Source organism: Micromonospora sp. NPDC049049, from assembly GCF_040649115.1.
In the GTDB taxonomy this organism is placed as follows: Bacteria; Actinomycetota; Actinomycetes; order Mycobacteriales; family Micromonosporaceae; genus Micromonospora.
On record NZ_JBEZEX010000002.1, the window covers coordinates 207,778 to 230,599 of the forward strand.

The following is a 22,822-nucleotide window of genomic DNA, read 5'->3' on the forward strand; positions in this document are numbered from 1 at the left end:
GTCAGATGGGCATCGAGGAGAAGCTTCCCGCCGGCGTCCTGCTCACCTCGGTGGAGAAGCTGGTCAACTGGTCTCGGAAGTCGTCCGTGTGGGGCGCCACCTTCGGCCTGGCCTGCTGCGCCATCGAGATGATGGCCGCCGGTGGTCCGCACTACGACATGGGCCGCTGGGGCATGGAGGTCTTCCGGGCGTCGCCCCGGCAGGCCGACCTGATGATCGTGGCCGGCCGGGTGAGTCAGAAGATGGCCCCGGTGCTGCGCCAGATCTACGACCAGATGGCCGAGCCGCGCTGGGTGCTCTCGATGGGCGTCTGCGCCAGCAGCGGCGGCATGTTCAACAACTACGCGATCGTGCAGGGCGTCGACCACGTGGTGCCGGTCGACATGTACCTGCCCGGCTGCCCGCCCCGGCCGGAGATGCTCATCGACGCGATCCTCAAGCTCCGCGAGAAGATCATGTATGAGCCGCTGGGCCCGAACGGCCGCAAGATGCTGGCGGCCCGCCAGGAGCGCGGCGACGTTCCGATCGTCCCCTACGGCTCGATGCCCTCCTCGTACCGCAGCGACAAGGCCCGGCGCGCCGAGTGGACCCGGGCGGTCCGCGAGGGCCGCGAGGAGCAGCTGCGCATCGAGAACTGGATGAACGCTCAGAACCACCTCCACCCGCAGGCAGGCCCGAAATGACGTCACCCACCGACAAGCCAAACGACGGCGGGGTGCCGGTACCGGTCACTCCGGTCGGCGCCAGCAGCACCGCCCCGGCGGAGTACCCGCCGGCCAGCCCGGCGGGGCGCGGCATGTTCGGCAACCAGGGCACCGGCGACGTGTCCGGCTACGGCGGCCTGGTCCGCCAGCGCCAGCCCATCGAAGAGGCGTCCCGGCCGTACGGGGGCTACTTCGACGAGGTCCGCGACGCGCTGGAGGAGGCGTACCCGGCCTTCAACGACGCCATCGAGAAGGTGGTGGTCGACCGGGGTGAGCTGACCCTGCACGTACGCCCGGAGCGGATCGCCGAGGTGTGCCAGGTGATGCGGGACGACCTGGCGCTGCGCTTCGAGCTGTGCTCCTCGGTGTCCGGTGTGGACTACCTCGGTGCCGACGAGCGTCGGCTGCACGTGGTGTACCTGCTCACCTCGATGACGTACCGGCGGCGGGTCCGGCTGGAGGCCGCGGTCTCCGTCGAAGCCCCGCACCTGCCCAGCGTGACCGCCGTCTACCCGACGGCGGACTGGCAGGAGCGCGAGGCGTACGACATGTTCGGCATCGTCTTCGACGGCCACCCCAACCTGACCCGGATCCTCATGCCGGATGACTGGGAGGGCCACCCGCAGCGTAAGGACTACCCACTCGGCGGCGTGCCCGTCGAGTACAAGGGCGCGGAGATCCAGCCGCCGAGCGAGCGGAGGTCGTACCAGTGACGACGTCGAACTACGCCAGCGAGCGCGAGACCGACGAGGGTCGGGTCTTCACCGTCACCGGTGGGGACTGGGACACCATCGTCTCGGGCACCGACCCGATCAACGACGAGCGGATCGTCGTCAACATGGGTCCGCAGCACCCGTCCACGCACGGCGTGCTGCGGCTGATCCTGGAGCTGGAGGGCGAGACGGTCCGCGAGGCCCGCTCGGTCATCGGCTACCTGCACACCGGCATCGAGAAGAACCTCGAATACCGCAACTGGGTCCAGGGTTCGACGTTCGTGACCCGGATGGACTACCTCGCCCCGATCTTCAACGAGACGGCGTACGCCCTCGCGGTCGAGAAGCTGCTCGGCATCACCGACGACATCACCGAGCGGGCCACCACGATCCGCGTGCTGATGATGGAGCTCAACCGGATCTCGTCGCACCTGGTCTGGCTGGCCACCACCGGCATGGAGCTGGGCGCGATCTCGATCATGTTGTACGGCTTCCGCGAGCGGGAGTACATCCTCGACATCTTCGAGACCATCACCGGCCTGCGCATGAACCACGCGTACGTGCGGCCGGGCGGTGTGGCGCAGGACGTGCCGGACGAGGCGATCGTCAAGATCCGCGAGTTCCTCAAGATGATGCCGAAGAAGCTCAAGGAGTACGAGGACCTCCTCTCCGGCCAGCCGATCTGGACCGAGCGGACGAAGGGCGTCGCGGTGCTGGACGTCACCGGCTGCGTGGCGCTCGGCATCACCGGCCCGGTGCTTCGCTCCGCCGGCCTCGCCTGGGATCTGCGCAAGACCATGCCGTACTGCGGCTACGAGACGTACGAGTTCGACGTGCCGACCCACCCCGACGGTGACGTGTGGGGTCGCTACCAGGTCCGGCTCGCCGAGATCCGGGAGTCGATGAAGCTGGTCGAGCAGGCGCTGGACCGGCTCCGTCCCGGCCCGGTGATGGTCGCCGACCGCAAGATCGCCTGGCCGGCGCAGCTCGCCATCGGCGTGGACGGCATGGGTAACTCGCTGGAGCACGTCGCGAAGATCATGGGTCAGTCGATGGAGTCGCTGATCCACCACTTCAAGCTGGTGACCGAGGGCTTCCGGGTCCCGCCCGGCCAGGTGTACGTCGCCATCGAGGCGCCCCGCGGCGAGCTGGGCGTCCACGCGGTCTCCGACGGCGGCACCCGGCCCTACCGGGTGCACTACCGGGAGCCCAGCTTCGTCAACCTCCAGGCCCTCCCGGCGATGGCCGAGGGCGGTCTGATCGCCGACGTGATCGCCGGCGGCGCCTCGTTGGACCCGGTGATGGGTGGGTGTGACCGATGACGACGACTTTCAGTGACGAGACCCGGGAGCGGGCGCGCGACATCATCGCCCGTTACCCGGCGGACCGGTCCCGCTCGGCGTTGCTGCCGCTGCTGCACCTGGTCCAGGCCGAAGAGGGGTACGTCTCCCCGGCCGGGGTCGCGTTCTGCGCCGAGGTGCTGGGGCTGAACAAGGCCCAGGTCGGCGCGGTGGCCACCTTCTACACGATGTACAAGCGCAAGCCGACCGGTGACTTTTTGGTCAGCGTCTGCACCAACACGATGTGCAACGTGCTCGGTGGCCAGGAGGTCTACGACACCCTCGCCGAGCACCTGGGCGTCGGGCACGACGAGACCACGGCGGACGGCACGATCACGCTGGAGCACGCCGAGTGCCTGGCGGCGTGTGACTACGGCCCGGTGATGACCGTCAACTACGACTTCTTCGACGGCGTGGACGCCTCCACCGCTGTCGGTGTGGTGGACGAGTTGCGGGCCGGCGGTCGGCCGATGCCGACCCGGGGCGCCCGGCTCTGCACGCTGAAGGAGATGGCGGTGCAGCTCGCCGGTTTCGCCGACGAGCGCGACGGTGCGGTCGCCGACGGCGGGCCGGGCGAGCCCACCCTGCGCGGGCTGCGGTTGGCCCAGCAACACGGCGTCTCGGTGCCGGGCTTCGACCCGAACACCCCGATCCGCAGCAAGGCCGAGGCCGACAAGGCTGCCGCCGAGGCGAAGGCGAAGGCGGAGGCCGCCAAGCCGGCGCCCGTCGAGGCCAGCGCCGCGCCGGTCAAGGGCGGCGACGGGGCGTCCGCCCCGACGGGGGCCGGAGTCACCGGGCCGGCAGAGGCCAGTGACAGCCCCGGCACGAAGGTCCCGACGGACGGCACCGGCACCGCGTCCGAGGCTGGCGACGCGCGGTCGGCCGAGGCCGCCGGCGTGGCGGCCAACGCGCCGGCCAGCGACGGCAAGCCCGCCGGCGACGAGGCCGGGGCGCAGGAGCGCAACCTCACCGAAGCGAAGGCTGGGACGGACGCCGACGGCGCCGGCCCGGCGGACGCGAACGAAACGGGGGCCCAGAAGTGACCACTCCCCGCCCGGAGACGCTGGCCAAGCTGACGCCGGTGCTGACCAAGCGCTGGCTGTCGCCGGACGCCTGGCGCATCGGCACGTACGAGCAGTTGGACGGCTACGCCGCGCTGCGCAAGGCGCTCAAGGCCCACCCGGACGACCTGATCCAGCTGATCAAGGACTCCGGGCTGCGGGGCCGGGGCGGCGCAGGCTTCCCGACCGGCCTCAAGTGGGGCTTCATCCCGCAGGGCGACGGCAAGCCGCACTACCTGGTGGTCAACGCCGACGAGGGCGAGCCGGGCACCTGCAAGGACCTGCCGCTGATGACCCACGACCCGCACGCGCTGGTCGAGGGCGTCATCATCGCCTCGTACGCGATCCGGGCCGCCCGCGCCTACATCTACATCCGGGGCGAGGCGGTGCACGCCGCGCGCCGGCTGCGCAACGCGGTCCAGGAGGCGTACGACAAGGGTTACCTGGGCCGGAACATCCTGCGCAGTGGCTACGACCTGGAGCTGGTGGTGCACTCCGGCGCCGGGGCGTACATCTGCGGCGAGGAGACGGCGCTGCTGGACTCGCTGGAGGGGTTCCGGGGTCAGCCCCGGCTGCGCCCGCCGTTCCCGGCCACCCACGGCCTGTACGCGAGCCCGACGGTGGTGAACAACGTCGGCACCATCGCCAGCGTGCCGCCGATCGTGCTCGGTGGGGCCGACTGGTGGAAGAGCATGGGCACCGAGAAGTCCTCCGGGCCGATGATCTACTCGCTCTCCGGCCGGGTCGTCAACCCGGGCCAGTACGAGTGCTCGATGGGTGTCACGCTGCGCGAGCTGCTGGAGTTGGCCGGTGGCATGCATCCCGGCCACAACCTGCGGTTCTGGACCCCGGGCGGCTCGTCCACCCCGCTGCTCGCCGCCGAGCACCTGGACGTGCCACTGGACTTCGAGGGGGTGGCGGCGGCCGGCTCGATCCTCGGCACCACGGCCACCCAGATCTTCTCCGACCAGGACTGCCCGGTCTACGCGACGTACCGGTGGCTGGAGTTCTACCACCATGAGTCGTGCGGCAAGTGCACCCCGTGCCGTGAGGGCAACTACTGGATGGTCCGGGTCTACCGGCGGATCCTCGCCGGTCAGGGCACCCACGAAGACCTGGACACCCTGCTGGACACCTGCGACAACATCCTCGGCCGCTCGTTCTGCGGTCTGGGTGACGGCGCGACCAGCTCGGTGACCTCCTCGCTGCAGTACTTCAAGCAGGACTACCTCGACTACATCGAGGGTCGGACCGCACCCAAGCTGTCGGAGAAGACCCTGGTAGGGGCGCACTGATGACCGACGTAGCCAAGCAGACCGAGACCGTCACCCTCACCATCGACGGCGTCGAGGTCACCGCCCCCAAGGGGACGCTGCTGATCCGGGTCGCCGAGCAGATGGGCACCGAGATCCCCCGGTTCTGCGACCACCCGCTGCTGGCCCCGGCCGGCGCGTGCCGGCAGTGTCTGGTCGAGGTGGAGGGCCAGCGCAAGCCGGTCGCCTCCTGCACCCAGACCGTCGCCGACGGCATGGTGGTGCGTACCCAGATCACCTCCCCGGTCGCCAAGAAGGCGCAGGAGGGGGTGATGGAGCTGCTGCTGCTCAACCACCCGCTGGACTGCCCGATGTGTGACAAGGGCGGCGAGTGCCCGCTCCAGAACCAGGCGATGTCCACCGGCCGCACCGACTCGCGCTTCCACGAGCACAAGCGGGAGTACGAGAAGCCGATGGCGATCAGCAGCCAGGTGCTGCTGGACCGCGAGCGTTGCGTGCTCTGCCAGCGGTGCACCCGGTTCTCGGAGGAGATCGCCGGCGACAAGTTCATCGACCTGATGGGCCGGTCGTCCGCCGAGGAGATCAACATCTACCGGGACGACGCGTACGGCGAAGAGGGCGACGCCGGGGACGTCCCGTTCAACTCCTACTTCTCCGGCAACACGGTGCAGATCTGCCCGGTGGGTGCGCTGACCGGTGCCCAGTACCGTTTCCGCGCCCGCCCGTTCGACCTGGTCTCCAGCCCGAGCGTCTGCGAGCACTGCTCGGCGGGCTGCGGGCAGCGCACCGACTGGCGGCGTGGCAAGGTGCTGCGCCGGCTGGCCGGCGACGAGCCGGCGGTGAACGAGGAGTGGAACTGCGACAAGGGCCGCTGGGGCTTCCAGTACACCCGGGCCGCCGACCGGCTGACCACTCCGCTGGTCCGGGACGAGCGCACCGGTGAGCTGCGGGAGGCGTCCTGGAGTGAGGCGCTCACCGTCGCCGCCGAAGGGCTGCACATCGCTCGCGAGAGCGGGCAGGGCACCGCGGTGCTCACCGGCGGCCGGCTGACCGTCGAGGACGCGTACGCCTACGCCAAGTTCGCCCGTGTCGCGCTGAACACCAACGACATCGACTTCCGGGCCCGCCCGGTCTCCCGCGAGGAGGCCGACTTCCTGGCCAGCTCGGTCGCCGGGGTCACCGACGTCACCTACACCGACGTGGAGAACGCGCCAGCGGTGGTGCTGGTGGGCCTGGAGCCCGAGGAGGAGTGCCCGATCCTCTTCCTTCGGCTGCGCAAGGCGTACCTGAAGAAGACTCTGACCGTGTACGCGCTGGCGCCCTTCGCCACCCGCGGCCTGGAGAAGCTCGGTGCCAAGCTGGCCCGGGTGGTGCCGGGCGAGGAGGCCAGCGTGCTCGCCGAGCACGCCACGGTCAGCGAGGCGCTCAGCGCACCGGGCGCGATCCTGATCGTCGGCGAGCGGCTGGCCAGCGTGCCGGGTGGACTGTCCGCCGCCGCCGATGTGGCCCGACGTACCGGCGCGAAGCTGGCCTGGGTGCCGCGGCGCGCTGGTGACCGCGGCGCTGTCGACGCGGGCTGCCTGCCCAACCTGCTCCCCGGTGGACGCCTGGTCACCGAGCCGGCCGCCCGGGCCGAGCTGGGTGAGGCGTGGGACATCCCGGCCGGGGTGATCCCGAGCCAGGCCGGTCGGGACACCGACGGCATCCTTGCCGCGGCCGCCAACGGGCAGCTCGGCGCGCTTGTCGTCGGCGGTGTCGACCCGGCCGACCTGGCCGACCCGCGACTGGCCGAGTCCGCCCTGGACGCGGTGCCGTTCCTAGTCAGCCTCGAGCTGCGGGCCAGCGCGGTGACCCGGCGGGCGAACGTGGTGCTGCCGGTCGCCCCGGTGGCCGAGAAGGCCGGAAGCTTCCTGGACTGGGAAGGCCGGCTGCGCCCGTTCGAGGCGGTGCTGAACACCTCCGCGATGACCGACGGCCGGGTGCTCGACGCGCTGGCCGCGCTGCTCGACGTACGCCTCGGCACGGCCGACGTGCTGAGCGTGCGTCGTGAGCTGGGCACGCTGCCGGCGACGCGGATGTCCCGGCCGGCCGCGCCGTCGGTCGCACCGGGCCGCGTGCCGCAGCCGAACGCCGGGGAGGCCGTGCTGGCCACCTGGCACCAGCTGGTGGACCTCGGCACCCTGACCGAGGGCGACGAGAACCTCGCCGGGACCGCCCGCCCGCCGGTGGTCCGGCTGGGTAAGGGCACCGCCGAGGCACTCGGTGTGGTCGACGGTGACGCGGTCACTGTCGGCACCGACCGGGGGGCACTGACCCTGCCGGCGGAACTCACCGAGATGCCGGACGGCGTGGTCTGGCTGCCGACCAACTCACCCGGCTCGACCGTGCGGCGCAGCCTCGGGGCGACGTCCGGCGCGGTCGTCCGGATCTCCGTCCCCGCACCGAGTACGGCCATCCCGGCCGGACGCGTGGCGGCCGACGAGACCGGTCTCCCGGGTCCGCTCCTCAACTCCGGGGGTAACCAGTGAGTGCGAGGAGTGAACGAGCGCAGCGAGTGAGCCCCGCAGTCGCGAACGAAAGGTGGGCACAGTGAGTCCCTCCTACCTCGCCCAGGATCCGACGCTGGCCGACTTCGGCCGGGATCCGTGGTGGCTGGTCCTCGGCAAGATTGTCTTCGCGTTCGCCTTCGGTCTGCTGGCCACCCTGCTCGGTGTCTGGTTCGAACGGCGCGTGGTCGGTTACATGCAGGTGCGGCCCGGCCCCAACCAGGTCGGCCCGTTCGGCCTGCTGCAGACCCTCGCCGACGGCCTGAAGATGGCCTTCAAGGAGGACATCCTGCCGAAGGCGGCCGACAAGGTCGTCTACTTCTTCGCCCCGACCATCTCGGTGATCTGCGCGGTCACCGCCCTGTCGGTGGTGCCGTTCGGCCCGATGGTGAGCATCTTCGGTCACCACACGCCGTTGCAGGTCACCGATGTGCCGGTGGCGGTGCTGCTGCTGCTGGCCTGCTCCTCGATGGGCGTCTACGGCATCGTGCTCGGCGGCTGGGCCTCGGGCTCGACGTACCCGCTGCTGGGTGGTCTCCGGTCGAGCGCCCAGATGATCTCGTACGAGGTCGCGATGGGGCTCAGCATCGTGGCGGTCTTCATGACCGCCGGCACGATGAGCACCAGCGGGATCGTCGCCGCTCAGGGCGACGGCACCGAGCTGACCGTCTTCGGCCAGACCATCCCGGCACCGGGCTGGTACGCGATCCTGCTGCTGCCGAGCTTCATCATCTTCTTCATCGCCACAGTGGGTGAGACCAACCGGGCGCCGTTCGACCTGCCCGAGGCCGAGTCCGAGCTGGTCGCCGGCTTCATGACGGAATACAGCTCGCTGAAGTTCGCGCTCTTCATGCTCAGCGAGTACGTCGCGATGGTGACCATGTCCGCTGTCACCACCACGCTGTTCCTGGGCGGTTGGCGGGCACCCTGGCCGATCACCATCTGGGAGGGCGCCAACTCCGGTTGGTGGCCGATGCTCTGGTTCTTCGGCAAGGTGATCGCCCTGGTCTTCGTCTTCGTGTGGTTGCGTGGCACGCTGCCCCGGCTGCGGTACGACCAGTTCATGCGGCTCGGCTGGAAGGTGCTGCTGCCGATCAACCTGGCCTGGATCCTGGTCCTGTCGGGCCTGCGCTCCATCGAGGACTGGGACACCCGCGGCAAGGTGATCGCCGTTGGCATCCCGGCCGGCATCCTGCTGATCGCCACGATCTTCTGGCCCAGCCGGCGCCCGACGCCGAAGCCGACGACGCAGGAACAGGTCGACAACCGGCCGCACGGGAGCTTCCCGCTGCCACCGATGGATCTTCAGGTACCACCGAGCCCGCGCATCACGCGCGTGGTCGCCGAGCGGGAGCCGGCCAACATCGTTGCCGGCTCGGACTCCAGGGAGGTGTGACGTGGGCGCGATCACCGGAACGTTCAAGGGATTCGGTGTCACCTTCTCGCACATGTTCAGGAAGGTCGTCACGACCGACTACCCGTTCAAGCCGCCGGTGTCGGCGCCGCGCTACCACGGGCGGCACATCCTCAACCGGCACCCGGACGGCCTGGAGAAGTGCATCGGCTGCGAGCTGTGCGCCTGGGCCTGCCCGGCGGACGCGATCTACGTCGAGGGTGGCGACAACACCGACGAGGAGCGCTTCTCGCCGGGTGAGCGGTACGCCAGCATCTACCAGATCAACTACGCCCGCTGCATCTTCTGCGGGCTGTGCATCGAGGCCTGCCCGACCCGGTCGCTCACCATGAGCAACGAGTACGAGTTGGCGCGGGACAACCGGCAGGACCTGATCTTCACCAAGGAGCAGTTGCTCGCGCCGTTGCTGGAGGGCATGGAGCAGCCTCCGCACCCGATGCGGCTGGGTGACAGCGAGAAGGACTACTACGTCGGCGCGCTGGACAACCCGGGCACCTCCGCCGGTGCGGAGACGTCCCCGAAGGGCCCCGGCCGTTACCAGGTCGAGGAGCACCCCGGCGTGACGTTCCCGGGCGCCGAGCAGGCCGCCCAGCGCGTGGCGGGCGGCAAGGGAGAGGGAGCATGACCACGTCTACGGTGCTCGCCGCGGCGGGTTCGGTCTCCACCGGTGAGGCGGTCACCTTCTGGATCCTCGCCCCGCTCGCGCTGATCGGCGGGATCGGGATGGTGGCCGCGCGCAACGCCGTGCACTCGGCGCTGTGGCTGGTGCTGACAATGCTCTGCCTGGGCGTGTTCTACGTGCTCCAGGCCGGCCCGTTCATCGGCATGGTGCAGATCATCGTCTACACCGGCGCGATCATGATGCTCTTCCTCTTCGTGCTGATGCTGGTCGGCAGGGACTCGACGGACTCGCTGATCGAGACGCTGCGCGGCCAGCGCGTCGCCGCGATCGTGCTCGGCCTGGGCTTCGCCGGTCTGGTCGGCACCGGCCTCTACCAGGCGCTGGACCGGACCAACACGGTCGGTCTGGAGCAGGTCAACGCCGAGGGCAACGTGCAGGGCATCGCCCGGCTGCTGTTCACCAAGTACGTCTTCGCGTTCGAGCTGACCTCGGCGCTGCTGATCACCGCGGCGGTCGGTGCCATGGTGCTGGCCCACGTCGAGCGGCGGAAGCAGGACAAGGTCGACCAGGTGTCCACCATGAAGGCACGCTTCGCCCCGGGCAACTACCCCGGCCCGAAGCCGGGCCCCGGCGTCTTCGCGACCTCCTCCTCGGTGGCCACCCCGGCCCGGCTGCCCGACGGCCGCCTGACCGACCGCAGCACCCCGGCGATCCTTCCGCAGCGCGAGCTGACCGCCGAGGAGACCTCGCTGAAGGGGACGGACAAGTAATGGGATCGTTCTTCTCGGTCGAGCCGACCTACTACCTCGTGCTCGCCGCGGTGCTGTTCACCATCGGCGCCGCCGGGGTGCTGGTCCGGCGCAACGCGCTCGTGCTGTTCATGTGCGTGGAGCTGATGCTCAACGCGGCCAACCTGACGCTGGTCACCTTCAGCCGGATCAACGGTGACCTCAACGGCCAGATCATGGCGTTCTTCGTGATGGTGGTGGCGGCGGCCGAGGTCGTGGTCGGGCTCGCGATCATCATGTCCATCTTCCGGACGCGACGCTCGGCGAGTGTCGACGACGCCAACCTGCTCAAGTACTAGAGGGGTCCACCGGTGGAAGAGACTGTGGAATACGCCCAGGCCACGGGGCTGCTTGGGGGCGTCTGGCTGCTGGTGGCGATCCCGCTGCTCAGCGCGGCAATCCTGCTGCTGCTCGGCCGCCGGGCCGACCGCTGGGGGCACTGGTTGGGCGTCGCCGCCATCGGCGCGGCGTTCGTGCTCGGCCTGAGCTTCTTCTTCCAGCTGCGTGGCCTGGAGAACAAGTCCGTCGAGCTGAGCCTCTGGGACTTCATCGCCGTCGGTGATCTGCGCGTCGACTTCGGCCTGCTGTTCGACCCGCTGGCCGCGGTCTTCGTACTGCTGATCACCGGGGTGGGTTTCCTGATCCACCTGTACGCGGTGGAGTACATGTCGCACGACGCGGGCCGTCGTCGGTTCTTCGCGTACTTCAACCTGTTCGTCGCGGCGATGCTGCTGCTGGTCCTCGGCAACAACTACGTGATGCTGTACTTCGGCTGGGAGGGCGTCGGTCTGGCGTCGTACCTGCTGATCTCCTTCTGGACCGAGCGGCCGAGCGCGGCCACCGCCGGCAAGAAGGCGTTCCTGATGAACCGGGTCGGCGACGCCGGCCTGGCCATCGGCATCTTCATCATGTTCGCCACCCTGGGCACCACCCAGTACGACGAGGTGTTCAACGGTGTCGGCGCGCTGACCGGCACCACGGTGCTGGTCCTCGGCCTGTTGCTGCTGCTCGGGGCGGCCGGCAAGTCCGGTCAGTTCCCGCTCCAGGCCTGGTTGCCGGACGCGATGGAGGGCCCGACCCCCGTGTCGGCGCTCATCCACGCCGCCACCATGGTCACCGCGGGCGTCTACCTGATCGCCCGGTCCAACCCGATCTTCTCGGCCAACTCGACGCTGCAACTCGTGGTGGTCAGCGTCGGCGCGCTCACCCTGCTGATCGGCTGCATCATCGGTGCTGCCAAGGACGACATCAAGCGGGTGCTCGCCTGGTCGACGGTGAGCCAGATCGGCTACATGTTCCTCGGTGTCGGCCTCGGCGGCGCGGCGTACGCGCTGGCCATCGTGCACCTGCTGGCGCACGGCTTCTTCAAGGCCAACATGTTCCTGGGCGCGGGCTCGGTCATGCACGGGATGAAGGACCAGGTCGACATCCGCCGCTTCGGTGGGCTGTCCAAGTACATGAAGATCACCTGGTTGACCTTCATGATGGGTTGGCTGGCCATCATCGGCATGTTCCCCTTCTCGGGCTTCTTCTCCAAGGAGCCGATCATCGTGGCCGCCTTCGAGCGGGAGGACTGGACCGCCTGGCTCTTCGGCGGTGCGGCACTGCTCGGCGCCGGGCTCACCGCGTTCTACATGACGCGGCTGTTCGTCCTCACGTTCCACGGGCCGCAGCGGTGGACCGAGGACATCGAGCACCCGCACGAGTCGCCGAAGCTGATGACCATCCCGCTGATCCTGCTGGCGGTCGGGTCGGTCGGCGCCGGCTTCCTGCTCGCCACGTCCGTTCCGGACTGGTTGACGGAGACCGCCGGACTGGGCGGCGAGCACGCAGAGCACGAGGCGGTCCTCTCGCACACCGTGATCACCATCCTGTCGCTGCTGGTGACAGTGCTCGGTGCCGGGCTCGCCTGGTTCCTGTTCCGCGCCGGCACCGCCACCGCGCCGCAGCCGGCCGGGGTGCTGGTCACCGCCGCCCGGCGCAACCTCTACACCGACACGGTCAACGAGGCGGTCTTCGAGAAGCCGGGCATCTTCCTCACCCGGGCGCTGGTGTACCTCGACAACCGGGGCATCGACGGGCTCGTCAACGGGCTCGCCGCCGCGGTCGGCGGTGGCTCGGGTCGCCTCCGTCGGATGCAGACCGGCTTTGTCCGCTCGTACGCCACCTCGATCCTGGCCGGTGCGCTGCTGGTGATGGCGGCGTTCCTGGCGGTGCAGGCGGGGTGGTTGGCGTGATCGACCTCTTTCCGGCCGCCCCCGCCGGCGGACCACGCAGTGACGACGGAGGTAAGGCCGCATAATGTCCAACTTCCCGTTCCTCTCGGTGCTCACCGTGGCGCCGCTGGTGGGCGCCCTGGTGGTGGCCTTCCTGCCGCGCCACCGCCCGGAGCTGGCCAAGCAGGTGGCGTTCGCCTGGTCGCTGCTCGTGCTGGTGCTCTCGGTGGTGATGTGGGTCAGCTTCAACGCCGGCGGTGACCGGTTCCAGTTCCGCGAGTCGTACTCCTGGATCCCGAACTGGGGGGTCAGCTTCACCTTCGCCGCCGACGGCATCGCGCTGGTGATGCTGATGCTGATCGCGGTGCTGGTGCCGCTGGTGATCCTGGCGTCCTGGCACGACGCGGAGTCGTCGAAGCGGTCGGTGCCTGTCTACTTCGCGCTGCTGCTGGTCCTCGAGTGCACGATGATCGGCGTCTTCGCAGCCGCCGACGTCTTCCTGTTCTACGTGTTCTTCGAGGTCATGCTGGTGCCGATGTACTTCCTCATCGGCAGCTACGGCGGCCACCAGCGGCAGTACGCGGCGGTGAAGTTCTTCCTCTACTCGCTCGTCGGCGGTCTGTTCATGCTGGCCGCGGTGATCGGCCTGTGGGTGGTCGGCGGGAAGACCTTCGACTGGCAGGCGCTCTCGCAGGTCGACATCAGCACCGGCACCGAGCGATGGCTGTTCCTCGGCTTCTTCCTCGCGTTCGCCATCAAGGCGCCGTTCTTCCCGTTCCACACCTGGTTGCCCGATGCCGGTGGCGCCGCCCCGGCGGGGGCGGCGGCGCTGCTCGTCGGCGTGCTGGACAAGGTCGGCACCTTCGGCATCCTGCGCTACTGCCTGCCGCTGTTCCCGGAGGCGTCGAAGTGGTTCGCGCCGTGGGCGCTGGCCCTGGGCGTGATCGGCATCGTCTACGCCGCGCTGCTGGCGGTCGGCCAGAACGACCTCAAGCGGCTGGTGTCGTACACCTCGATCGCGCACTTCGGCTTCATCGGCGTAGGCATCTTCGCCTTCACCACCCAGGCCGGCACCGGCGCGGTGCTCTACATGCTCAACCACGGGCTGGCCACCGGCCTGCTCTTCCTGGTGGTGGGCATGCTGATCTCCCGGCGTGGTTCGTCGCTGATCAGCGACTTCGGTGGCGCCGGCAAGCTCGTCCCGGTGCTCGCCGGTGTGCTCTTCTTCGCCGGTCTCGCCTCGCTCGCGCTGCCCGGCACGGCGCCGTTCATCTCCGAGTTCCTGGTGCTGATCGGCACGTTCACAGTGAACAAGCCGGTCGCGGTGATCGCCACGCTCGGCATCATCCTGGCCGCCGCGTACGTGCTGTGGATGGTGCAGCGCACCACCCAGGGCACCCTCAACCCGGCGCTGACCGAGGTCGACGGGATGCGCAAGGACCTCAACCTGCGCGAGAAGGTCGTGGTCGCCCCGCTGATCGCGCTGATCGTGCTGCTCGGCTTCTTCCCCAAGCCGGTCACTGACGTGATCAACCCCGCCGTCCAGGCGACAATGGACGACATCGGCAGAACCGACCCGGCGCCGTCCGTGGGCGGCACCGTCCAGGAGGCGGCAAAGTGACCGAGTTGAAGCTGCCGTCGATCGACTACGCGGCGATCTCTCCGATCCTGATCATGCTGGGCACCGCGTTGCTCGGCGTGCTGGTCGAGGCCCTGGTGCCTCGTCGCTGGCGGCACGTGGTGCAGTTGACGCTGGCGCTGCTCGCCGTGCTCGCGGCACTGACCATGGTGGTCCTCAGCGCCGATGAGCGGATCATCACGGCGGGCCAGGCGCTCGCGATCGACGGGCCGACGCTCTTCCTCCAGGGCGCGATCCTGGTGCTGGCCGCCATGGCGCTGCTGCTGATCGGTGACCGCTCGGTCGAGCGGGGCGGGGCGTTCGTCGCCCAGGCCGCGGTGACCGCGGAGTCGGCCGACGACCGGCGGCAGGCCGAGGGTCGCAACGGTCTCACCGAGGTCTACCCGCTGACCACGTTCGCGATCGGCGGCATGCTGATCTTCGTGGCGGCGAACGACCTGCTGACCATGTTCATCGCCCTCGAGGTGTTCTCCCTGCCGCTCTACCTGCTCTGCGCGCTGGCCCGTCGCCGGCGTCTGCTGAGTCAGGAGGCGGCGATGAAGTACTTCCTGCTCGGCGCGTACGCCTCGGCGTTCTTCCTGTTCGGCGTGGCCCTGATCTACGGCTTCACCGCCGGAATCCCGGGCCGCACGGCCGGCGTCGACTTCGCCACCATCCACGCGGCGGTGGGTGAGTCGCCGGCCAGCCCGGTGCTGCTCTTCGCCGGCATGGCGCTGCTCGCCATCGGTCTGCTCTTCAAGGCCGCTGCGGCCCCGTTCCACGTCTGGACCCCGGACGTCTACCAGGGCGCTCCGACCCCGGTCACCGGGTTCATGGCGGCCTGCACCAAGGTCGCCGCGTTCGGTGCCCTGCTGCGCGTCTTCCAGGTCGCGTTCGCCGACGCCAACTGGGACTTCACCCCGGTCCTCGGCGCGGTGGCGGTGCTGACGATGCTCATCGGCGCGGTGCTCGCGGTCACCCAGACCGACATCAAGCGGCTGCTCGCGTACTCCTCGATCGCCAACGCCGGCTACCTGCTGGTCGGTGTGTTGGCACCGAGCCGCGACGGGCTCGCCGGCACGATGTTCTACCTGGTCGCGTACGGCTTCTCGGTGCTGGCCGCGTTCGCCGTGGTGACGTTGGTACGCGACGACGACGGCGAGGCCACCCACCTGTCCCGCTGGGCCGGGCTGGGTCGCCGGTCGCCGTTCTTCGCCGCGCTGTTCACGTTCATCCTGCTGGCCTTCGCCGGTATTCCGCTGACCAGCGGCTTCACCAGCAAGTTCGCCATCTTCGGGCCGGCGCTGGAGGGTGGCCAGGCCTGGCTGGTGATCGCCGGTGTGCTGACCAGCATGATTCTGGCGTTCCCGTACCTGCGGGTCGTGGTGATGATGTGGCTCTCCGAGCCGGGCGAGTCGACCCCGACCGTCACGGTGCCCGGTGGGCTCACCGCCGCCGCGCTGATGATCGGTGTGGTGGCGACCCTGGTGTTGGGTGTCGCCCCGGCGCCGCTGCTCGATCTGGCTACCGGAGCCGCCGAATTCGTTAGATGACCGAAGGATCGATCACCGGGGGTCGGCGCGTGTTCACGTGCCGGCCCCCGGTGCGTATCCCCGGGCCGGAGCAGGTCGAACGGGTGTGGCATGGTTGATAGCGTGGTGAATCCGGCGGGCGAGCGTTCAGGTGCCTCCGGCTCCGGCGGTCGACGGGGTCGGGCGAGCACGAGTCAGTTCGGCGCGCTTGGCCTGAGCCTCGCCGATCCCCGTGTCGAGGCGTCCGTGCTGGGTCTGCTGGACACGGTCGAGGTCGAGTTGCGGGCCAGCGTGGCCAGTGCTGACCCGTTCGTCACCGAGGCCGCCCGGCACCTCGTCGAGGCCGGCGGGAAGCGGTTCCGGCCGTTGCTGGTGGCGCTCGGCGCCCAGTTCGGTGATCCGACCGGTGCGCAGGTGGTCCCGGCCGCCGTGGTGATGGAGCTCACTCACCTCGCCACCCTCTACCACGACGACGTGATGGACGAGGCAGCCGTCCGTCGGGGCGCGCCGAGCGCGAACTCCCGGTGGACCAACTCGGTCGCCATCCTGGTCGGCGACTACCTCTTCGCCCGCGCGGCGGACATCGCCGCCGACCTGGGCCCCGAGGCGGTCCGGTTGCAGGCGCGCACCTTCGCCCGGCTGGTGCACGGCCAGATCGCGGAGACGGTCGGGCCGCGCGCCGACGACGACCCGGTGGCGCACTACCTGCACGTGATCGCTGAGAAGACCGGCTCGTTGATCGCCACGTCCGCCCGGTTCGGCGGCATGTTCGGTGGGGCCGCCCCCGAGCACGTGGAGGCCCTCGCCGGGTACGGCGAGACGATCGGCGTCGCCTTCCAGCTCTCCGACGACCTGCTGGACATCGCCTCCGAGTCGGTGCAGTCGGGCAAGACCCCCGGCACGGACCTGCGCGAGGGTGTTCCGACGCTGCCGGTGCTCTACGCCCGCGAGGCGGACGACTCCGACGCGTCGTCGGTGCGGCTGCGGGAGATCCTGGCGACCGGCCCGTTGACCGACGACGCGCTGCACGCCGAGGCGTTGGGGCTGCTCCGGGAGAGCCCGGCGCTCAAGCGGGCCCGGGAGACCGTCCGCAGCTACGCCGAGGACGCCCGCGCGCAGCTCGCCCCGCTGCCGCACGGCCCGTCCCGCAGCGCGTTGGAGTCGCTCTGCGACTACATCGCCGACCGCACCAGCTGATCCACGCCACGGCCCTTTGCAGCGCCGGCGCGGGTCAACAAGCGGCTGCCGACGAGCATGAGGGCGGCGGCGAGCAGCATCGCCACGGCCGCAACGGTCCACATCGCCGGGTAACCGAGGTGGGCGGCGAGCGGGCCCAGGCTCAGCGGGCCGAGGCAGCCGCCCGCGTACACCCCGGTCTGTGTGATCGAGGTGGCGGCGGCCGGTGACTGCGGGTGGAGCCGGACCACCGCGAAGTTCATCAGACCGGGCCAGGCCCAGCCCAGGCCGAAGCCGAGCACCACACCGACCACCAACGGCACCGAGCCGGTCAACGCGAGCAGGCCCAGCCCGACCGCGCCGACGAGCAGCATCGCGGCGATGACGGCGACGTGACCGGTCTCGCGGCGGTCGGCCAACCAGCCCGCGCCCACCCGGGCCGCCACGCAGACAGCGCTACCCAGGGTCAGGGTGAGGCCGGCGAGGCCCGGCGACAGACCTCGGGCCGCCGAGGAGTCCACCAGGAAGGTGCCGAGCGCGTTGGCCGCGCCCGACGCCAACGTCGCCGCCGCGCCGATCACCACCAGCGCCGCCGTCGCCCGCCCCGCGCGCGCGGCGCCGGCCCGACGGGCCAGGCCAGGCAACTGTCGGGGTACGGCGGCCAGCGTCGTCAGCGCCGCCACGGCGGCGGCCACGAACGCCCAGCGCCAGCCGGCGGTGAGCGCGATGGTGGGCACCGCCGCGCCGGCCAGCAGTGTGGAGACCGGGATGGCCGCCTGCTTGACACCGAACGACAGCCCCTGCCGCCGGGCCGGCACGTGCTGGGCCAGCGCCGCGTTGCTGGCCAACTGGCCGAGCGCGTTCGCGGCGGCGCTGAGCGCCAGCAGACCGACCAGCACCGGGTACGACCTGGCGAAGGCGGCAACGGCCAGCATTGACCCGGCGGCCAGCACGATGCCGCAGCGGGCGACCACCGCCGGTCCGTACCGCTCGACCAACCGCCCAGAGGGCACCGAGGCCAGCGCGCTGACCCCGAAGTAGACGGAGACGGCAAGGCCCAGGCCGGCCGGTGAGAAACCGAGGTCCGTGCCCATCTGCACGGCGAGACCGCCGAGCAGGAAGACGGGGAGTACGCAGGCCACCGTGGTGACGACTGCGCCGGCGCTGGCCCGGACCGGATGGGGTTGGGCAACGGCCGGATCGGGGGTGTTCGAGGTGTCGGTCATCGTTCGGCAAACCTACGCGAGCCCCGCTCACCGCACTCCCGGTGACCGGCGGGCAACAACCTGTGGATGGTGATCTGGCATCCTCGACCCGAACAGGCATTTCGCACCGGGCCTGTTTTTCATATGGTGTAAGTCCACGGCGGCGGAGGTGGTTGTGCGCGACCCCTTGGCAGAACCTTCGGACCTGATTCGCAGCGTGTCCCGAGCGCTACGGGTGCTGGAGTCGGTCGGTCGTGCCCCGAAGGGCCTGACCGTCAAGCAGATCGCCAGACGCTGCGAGCTGACCGTGGCCACCACCTACCACCTGGTTCGCACCCTCGCCTACGAGGGCTACGTGATCCGTCGCGAGGACGGCACGTACATCGTGGGGTTGGAGGTGGCCGACCGGTACCGGGAGCTGGTGACGGCGTTCCGGGGCCCGCCGGCGGTCGGTGAGACACTGCGCCGGGCCGCCCTGGACACCGGCTACAGCCACTACCTTGGTCGTTTCGTCGGCGGCCAGGTCGCCCTCACCGCCGTCGCCGAGGGCCACCGCTCGCCCTACCTGGAGGATCTGGTCCCCGGCTTCGACGAGGGTGCGCACGCGACAGCGCTCGGCAAGTCGCTGCTCGCCACCCTCACGACCGACCAGCGCTACCGCTATCTGCGCGAGTACGGCATGCGCCCGTTCACCACCGCCACGCTCACCACCACCGAGAGTTTCGAGGCGGACCTGGCCGCCGGCGACCGGCGCGGCATGCAACTGGAGATGGGGCAGTTCCGCCAGGGGGTGGCCTGCGCCGCGGTGCTCGTCGCGCCGGACAAGGACATGGAACGCCGGGTCGTGCTGGCCTGCGCGTTGCCGGCCAGCGAGATGATGACCTCCGCCCGGGTGGTACGCGCCAAGCTGCTCACAGTGGCCCGCAGCGTGGCCGACGGCATCGCCAGCGACAACTGACCGCCGAGAGGCCCTCTCCCGGGCTGGGAGAGGGCCTCTCGGGGCGGTCCACGCGGGACCGCCGGAGCAACGTCAGTGGCTGTCGTGCCGTCAGCTGCCCACCGGGCCGCCGTCGAGGCGCCAGGTGACCACCACGCCCGGCTTGGCGTGATCACCGTCCGGCCAGTTCGAGGCCGGGTTCTCCACCGAGGCCCCGGTGATCTCGCCCGGGTGCTGCACGGCGACGAAGACCGAGCGGTTGTCGCCGGTGATGAAGGGGCCGCAGGTCTCCGCGCCGAGCGGCACCGTCAGGAACTGCTTGAGGTGACCCCGCTCCGGACCCTCCACCGCGGTGGCGAACAGACCGTCGTTGCTGCCCAGCGCGTTGCCGTCGGTGGAGATCCAGAGGTTGCCGGTGGCGTCGAAGGCGACGTTGTCCGGGCAGGAGATCGGGGAGACCTTCGTCTTGTCGTACCCGGCGAAGAAGGTCGACGGGTCGGTCGGGTCGCCGCACACGATCGGCAACGACCAGGCGAAGGTCTCCGAGGTGTTGTCGTTGCGGTCCTCGACCAGTTCCAGGATCTGCCCGTGCTTGTTGGCGTTGCGCGGGTTGGCCTCGTCCGGCTTCGGGTTGCTGCCGACGCCCCGGTTGGTGTTGTTGGTCAGCGCCACGTACACCTTGCCGGTGAGCAGGCTCGGCTCGACGTCCTCGGGGCGGTCCATCTTGGTCGCGCCGACCTTGTCACCGGCAAGTCGGGTGAAGGTGAGCACGTCCGCCGCGGTCATCCCGTCGACGAACGACCGGTTGCCGCTGACCAGCCTGATCCAGCGCCCCCGACCGTTGAACGCGCCGTCGGTGGGGAGCTTGCCCGTACCGTCGATCTCGGCGGCGCTGGTCTGCTCGAGCTTCGCCACGTAGAGCGTGCCGGACTCCAGCAGGGTCAGGTTGTGCTTGCGCGCAGCCCAGGAGTTGCCCTTCATGAACTTCTTGTCCGAGACGAACTTGTAGAGGTAGTCGAACCGCTCGTCGTCGCCCATGTACGCGACCACGTGGCCGTCCTTCGCGACGATCACGTTGGCGCCCTCGTGCTTGAACCGGCCCATCGCGGTGTGCTTGCGCGGGCGGCTCTCCGGGTCGAACGGGTCGATCTCGACGACCCAGCCGAACCGGTGTGCCTCGTTGGGGTGCTTCGCCAGGTCGAAGCGCTCGTCCGCGCGCTCCCACTTGCGGCTGCCGCTGGGGTAGCGGCTGGCGGTGCTGATGCCGTAACGGTCCAGCTTCGGCTTCAGCTCGGCCGGGGCGGCGTCGGCGCCCACGAAGTACTGGTTGAAGTTCTCCTCGCCGGAGAGCACTGTGCCCCACGGGGTCACGCCACCGGCGCAGTTGTTCAGCGTGCCGACGACCGTACGGCCCCTGGGGTCGGCGGCGGTCTTCAGCCAGGCCGAGCCGGCGGCCGGGCCGGTCAGGTCGAACTTGGTGCTCAGGGCGGTGACCCGCCGGTTGTACGGCCGCGGGCCCTTGCCGACCGGCTTCCACTGCCCGGTGCCCGCGACCCGCTCAAGCTCCACCACCGACATGCCGTGCGCGGCCATGGCGGTGCGCACCTGCTCCACGGAGAGCCCGTCCAGGCCGGGGAAGCCCGGGAACATCAGGTCCTCGTTGGTGTACTCGTGGTTGACCACGAGCAGCGCCCGCTTGCCCTGCTTGTCCAGCGGCAGCACGCCCACGAAGTCGTTGTTGTAGCCGAACTGCCTGGACTGCGCGGCGGCGGTCTGGTGGTGCAGGTCGAACTCCGGCGCGCCCGGCAGCACCGGGTCACCCCACTTGATCACCACGGCGTGGTCGTAGCCGTTCGGCACGACCAGGGTGTCCAGCTTGTTCGGAGGGATCGGCTTGAAGGTCAGCGCGCCGCTGCCGATCCCGGTGCTCGGGCGGCCGAACCCGAAGTTCTCCGGAACGTCCGGGGCGGTCGGGGCCGCCATGGCCGGGGCCGCCCCGGCGAGCGCGCCAGCCGCCGTGCCGCCGAAGCCGAGCACCAGCGCGCCGACCGCGCCGGCCCGGACCACGCCACGCCGCGACACCTCGGCGTTCACCACGTCACCGAAGTACGCGTTGTCGGAGGTGTTCGGGACCGGGTGGTCACACGCGTTTCCGCACCGGTACAGACAGGTCATGGCATCACGGGTGCCATGACGGGTGCCGTTCAACAGGGGGAGCAGCCGGGGACGGTCGCTCATGGGGGAGGCCTCCAGAGAAGTCGGTGGCACGACAAGCGGCGTACCAGCCGGACGCTAGGAGGACGTGGTGAGCGCTCGTCAGCCGCGATGTGAACCGGGCATGAACACCTCTCCGGGCGGCACCCGTCTGACCTCGGGCTGAACCGATCGGCGTGACCGCACGTATTCCCGAGCGGACGCACCGCCGGACGCGCGCCGGAAGCGAGGAGACCGCCATCAGCGACCACGACGCCCAACTGCTCCGCGCGCTGCACGACGAGCACGCGGAGGCGCTGTACGCCCATGCCCTGCGGCTGGTCAACGGGGACCGGCAGCGGGCCGAGGACCTGGTACAGGAGACGCTGCTGCGGGCCTGGCGACATCCGGAGTCACTCGACCCGAGGCGCGGATCGGTGCGGTCCTGGCTGTTCACCACCGCCCGTAACCTGGCCATCGACGCCTGGCGGCGGCGATCCACCCGGGTCGGCGAGGTGTTCACCGACGATCTGCCCGAACCGCCCGAGGTGATCGACGAGGCCGAACGGGCGGTGGAGGCGTGGACCGTCGCCGAGGCGCTGAACCGGCTCAGCCCGACCCACCGGGAGGTGCTGGTCGAGTGCTTCTACCAGGGGCGGTCGGTGGCCGAGGCGGCGTCGCGCCTGGGCGTACCGCCAGGGACCGTGAAATCCCGCACCCACTACGCGCTGCGGTCTCTACGGTTGGTCCTGGCCGAGATGGGGGTGACGGGATGACCCGGTGCGAGTTCGCGTACGACGACGGCGCGTACGTGCTGGGCGCCCTGGCCCCTGCCGAACGGGCGGCCTACGAGCGGCACCTGGGCGGCTGCGCCTCGTGCCGGGAGGCGGTCGCCGAGATCGCCGTCCTGCCCGGGTTGCTCGGGCGCCTCGACCCGGCGGGGTTGGAGCAGATCCTGCCGCCGCCGGCCCCGCCCCGGGTGCCCGCGCTGCTCGACGAGGCCCGCCAGCGTCGTCGTAGGGAACGCGCCGCGGACCGGCGACGGTACGCACTGACCACACTGGCCGCCGCCGGGCTGGCGTTGCTGGTCGGTGTCGGCACCGCAGTGGCGCTGCCTCGACCGGCCGACCCGCCCAGCGTGCAGGGCAAGCCCGCCCCGCAGGTGTCGATGGTGGCCATGCGACCGGTGGCTTCCGCCGGGCCGGTGCACGCCGACCTCGGGTTGACCGGCACGAAGTGGGGCACCGAGGTGAGAATGCGTTGCGGGTACGACGCGCGGACGAGCTACGGCAAGGCGTACCCGTTCCGGCTGGTGGCGCGGGGCCCGAACGGGGCCACCGAGCAGATCGGCTCGTGGTTGGCGGCCCCCGGCGACGATCTGAGCTTCACCGGCACGACGAGGTTCACCGACGCCGAGCTGGTCAGCGTGGAGCTCCAGAAAGCCGACGGCACCCCCCTCCTGACCTACGCCGTCCCGTAACCC

General features: G+C 70.2%; 19 protein-coding genes. 17 read left to right on the forward strand and 2 right to left on the reverse strand.

Going from position 1 to position 22,822, the window contains the following annotated elements; translation table 11 throughout:
- Positions 1-5: 5 nt before the first annotated feature.
- The 14 genes from AB0B68_RS03390 to AB0B68_RS03455 all read left to right on the forward strand — a co-directional run bounded on the left by AB0B68_RS03390 (position 6) and on the right by AB0B68_RS03455 (position 17,025).
- On the forward strand, positions 6-683 hold the full coding sequence (locus tag AB0B68_RS03390) for an NADH-quinone oxidoreductase subunit B (RefSeq protein WP_124821345.1): 678 nt from the start codon (positions 6-8) through the stop codon (positions 681-683).
- Positions 680-1,417 (forward strand): NADH-quinone oxidoreductase subunit C, encoded by a 738-nt coding sequence (locus AB0B68_RS03395; RefSeq protein WP_357196572.1) that lies wholly within the window; start codon positions 680-682, stop codon positions 1,415-1,417. Before AB0B68_RS03390 ends, AB0B68_RS03395 begins: the two co-directional genes overlap by 4 nt.
- The gene (locus AB0B68_RS03400; RefSeq protein ID WP_357196569.1) at positions 1,414-2,739 is read left to right on the forward strand and encodes an NADH-quinone oxidoreductase subunit D; all 1,326 of its coding nucleotides are present in this window, start codon (positions 1,414-1,416) and stop codon (positions 2,737-2,739) included. Before AB0B68_RS03395 ends, AB0B68_RS03400 begins: the two co-directional genes overlap by 4 nt.
- On the forward strand, positions 2,736-3,800 hold the full coding sequence (gene nuoE, locus AB0B68_RS03405; protein WP_357196566.1) for an NADH-quinone oxidoreductase subunit NuoE: 1,065 nt from the start codon (positions 2,736-2,738) through the stop codon (positions 3,798-3,800). Before AB0B68_RS03400 ends, nuoE begins: the two co-directional genes overlap by 4 nt.
- Positions 3,797-5,113: an NADH-quinone oxidoreductase subunit NuoF gene (nuoF, locus tag AB0B68_RS03410; RefSeq protein ID WP_357196563.1), complete on the forward strand. Its 1,317-nt coding sequence runs from the start codon at positions 3,797-3,799 to the stop codon at positions 5,111-5,113. Before nuoE ends, nuoF begins: the two co-directional genes overlap by 4 nt.
- Positions 5,113-7,620 (forward strand): NADH-quinone oxidoreductase subunit G, encoded by a 2,508-nt coding sequence (locus tag AB0B68_RS03415; RefSeq protein ID WP_357196560.1) that lies wholly within the window; start codon positions 5,113-5,115, stop codon positions 7,618-7,620. Before nuoF ends, AB0B68_RS03415 begins: the two co-directional genes overlap by 1 nt.
- A gap of 61 nt (positions 7,621-7,681) precedes the next feature.
- Positions 7,682-9,034 (forward strand): NADH-quinone oxidoreductase subunit NuoH, encoded by a 1,353-nt coding sequence (gene nuoH / locus AB0B68_RS03420; protein WP_357196557.1) that lies wholly within the window; start codon positions 7,682-7,684, stop codon positions 9,032-9,034.
- A 1-nt stretch (position 9,035) separates the two neighbouring features.
- On the forward strand, positions 9,036-9,677 hold the full coding sequence (gene nuoI / locus AB0B68_RS03425) for an NADH-quinone oxidoreductase subunit NuoI (RefSeq protein WP_357196553.1): 642 nt from the start codon (positions 9,036-9,038) through the stop codon (positions 9,675-9,677).
- Positions 9,674-10,444 carry an NADH-quinone oxidoreductase subunit J gene (locus AB0B68_RS03430; protein WP_355004852.1) on the forward strand — a complete coding sequence of 257 codons (771 nt, stop codon included), beginning with the start codon at positions 9,674-9,676 and terminating at the stop codon, positions 10,442-10,444. Before nuoI ends, AB0B68_RS03430 begins: the two co-directional genes overlap by 4 nt.
- Complete coding sequence (nuoK, locus tag AB0B68_RS03435; protein ID WP_355004853.1) at positions 10,444-10,761, forward strand: NADH-quinone oxidoreductase subunit NuoK; 318 nt, start codon at positions 10,444-10,446, stop codon at positions 10,759-10,761. Before AB0B68_RS03430 ends, nuoK begins: the two co-directional genes overlap by 1 nt.
- A gap of 12 nt (positions 10,762-10,773) precedes the next feature.
- On the forward strand, positions 10,774-12,699 hold the full coding sequence (gene nuoL / locus AB0B68_RS03440) for an NADH-quinone oxidoreductase subunit L (RefSeq protein ID WP_355004854.1): 1,926 nt from the start codon (positions 10,774-10,776) through the stop codon (positions 12,697-12,699).
- Positions 12,700-12,763: 64 nt separating this feature from the next.
- Positions 12,764-14,299 (forward strand): NADH-quinone oxidoreductase subunit M, encoded by a 1,536-nt coding sequence (locus AB0B68_RS03445; protein ID WP_355004855.1) that lies wholly within the window; start codon positions 12,764-12,766, stop codon positions 14,297-14,299.
- The gene (nuoN, locus tag AB0B68_RS03450; RefSeq protein ID WP_357196547.1) at positions 14,296-15,849 is read left to right on the forward strand and encodes an NADH-quinone oxidoreductase subunit NuoN; all 1,554 of its coding nucleotides are present in this window, start codon (positions 14,296-14,298) and stop codon (positions 15,847-15,849) included. The genes AB0B68_RS03445 and nuoN overlap by 4 nt, the downstream gene beginning before the upstream one ends.
- A 90-nt stretch (positions 15,850-15,939) precedes the next feature.
- Positions 15,940-17,025: a polyprenyl synthetase family protein gene (locus AB0B68_RS03455; RefSeq protein ID WP_355004857.1), complete on the forward strand. Its 1,086-nt coding sequence runs from the start codon at positions 15,940-15,942 to the stop codon at positions 17,023-17,025.
- Here AB0B68_RS03455 and AB0B68_RS03460 read toward each other — a convergent pair.
- Positions 17,001-18,230: an MFS transporter gene (locus AB0B68_RS03460; RefSeq protein WP_357257661.1), complete on the reverse strand. Its 1,230-nt coding sequence runs from the start codon at positions 18,228-18,230 to the stop codon at positions 17,001-17,003. The genes AB0B68_RS03455 and AB0B68_RS03460 overlap by 25 nt on opposite strands.
- Positions 18,231-18,384: 154 nt before the next feature.
- Between AB0B68_RS03460 and AB0B68_RS03465 the strand changes: the two genes are divergently transcribed.
- Positions 18,385-19,167: an IclR family transcriptional regulator C-terminal domain-containing protein gene (locus AB0B68_RS03465; protein WP_124821331.1), complete on the forward strand. Its 783-nt coding sequence runs from the start codon at positions 18,385-18,387 to the stop codon at positions 19,165-19,167.
- Positions 19,168-19,257: 90 nt separating this feature from the next.
- On the opposite strand, the gene AB0B68_RS03470 is transcribed toward AB0B68_RS03465, so the two are convergent.
- Entirely contained in the window at positions 19,258-21,384 is a 2,127-nt protein-coding gene (locus AB0B68_RS03470) for a PhoX family phosphatase (RefSeq protein WP_357207271.1), read from the reverse strand.
- A gap of 215 nt (positions 21,385-21,599) precedes the next feature.
- On the opposite strand from AB0B68_RS03470, the gene AB0B68_RS03475 reads away from it, so the two are divergent.
- Positions 21,600-22,115, forward strand: a complete 516-nt coding sequence (locus AB0B68_RS03475) for a sigma-70 family RNA polymerase sigma factor (RefSeq protein ID WP_051708644.1) — start codon at positions 21,600-21,602, stop codon at positions 22,113-22,115.
- A complete protein-coding gene (locus AB0B68_RS03480) occupies positions 22,112-22,819 on the forward strand; it encodes a zf-HC2 domain-containing protein (protein WP_357207273.1) in 708 nt (235 codons plus the stop codon). Before AB0B68_RS03475 ends, AB0B68_RS03480 begins: the two co-directional genes overlap by 4 nt.
- Positions 22,820-22,822 lie beyond the last annotated feature (3 nt).

What these genes read in the sequence shown, in the direction of transcription:
- AB0B68_RS03390 (WP_124821345.1), top strand. Translation starts at nt 6, where the DNA reads ATGGGCATCGAGGAGAAGCTTCCCGCCGGCGTCCTGCTCACCTCGGTG.
- AB0B68_RS03395 (WP_357196572.1), top strand. Translation starts at nt 680, where the DNA reads ATGACGTCACCCACCGACAAGCCAAACGACGGCGGGGTGCCGGTACCG.
- nuoE (WP_357196566.1), top strand. Translation starts at nt 2,736, where the DNA reads ATGACGACGACTTTCAGTGACGAGACCCGGGAGCGGGCGCGCGACATC.
- AB0B68_RS03415 (WP_357196560.1), top strand. Translation starts at nt 5,113, where the DNA reads ATGACCGACGTAGCCAAGCAGACCGAGACCGTCACCCTCACCATCGAC.
- AB0B68_RS03430 (WP_355004852.1), top strand. Translation starts at nt 9,674, where the DNA reads ATGACCACGTCTACGGTGCTCGCCGCGGCGGGTTCGGTCTCCACCGGT.
- nuoK (WP_355004853.1), top strand. Translation starts at nt 10,444, where the DNA reads ATGGGATCGTTCTTCTCGGTCGAGCCGACCTACTACCTCGTGCTCGCC.
- AB0B68_RS03445 (WP_355004855.1), top strand. Translation starts at nt 12,764, where the DNA reads ATGTCCAACTTCCCGTTCCTCTCGGTGCTCACCGTGGCGCCGCTGGTG.
- AB0B68_RS03455 (WP_355004857.1), top strand. Translation starts at nt 15,940, where the DNA reads ATGGTTGATAGCGTGGTGAATCCGGCGGGCGAGCGTTCAGGTGCCTCC.
- AB0B68_RS03460 (WP_357257661.1), bottom strand. Translation starts at nt 18,230, where the DNA reads ATGACCGACACCTCGAACACCCCCGATCCGGCCGTTGCCCAACCCCAT.
- AB0B68_RS03470 (WP_357207271.1), bottom strand. Translation starts at nt 21,384, where the DNA reads ATGAGCGACCGTCCCCGGCTGCTCCCCCTGTTGAACGGCACCCGTCAT.
- AB0B68_RS03480 (WP_357207273.1), top strand. Translation starts at nt 22,112, where the DNA reads ATGACCCGGTGCGAGTTCGCGTACGACGACGGCGCGTACGTGCTGGGC.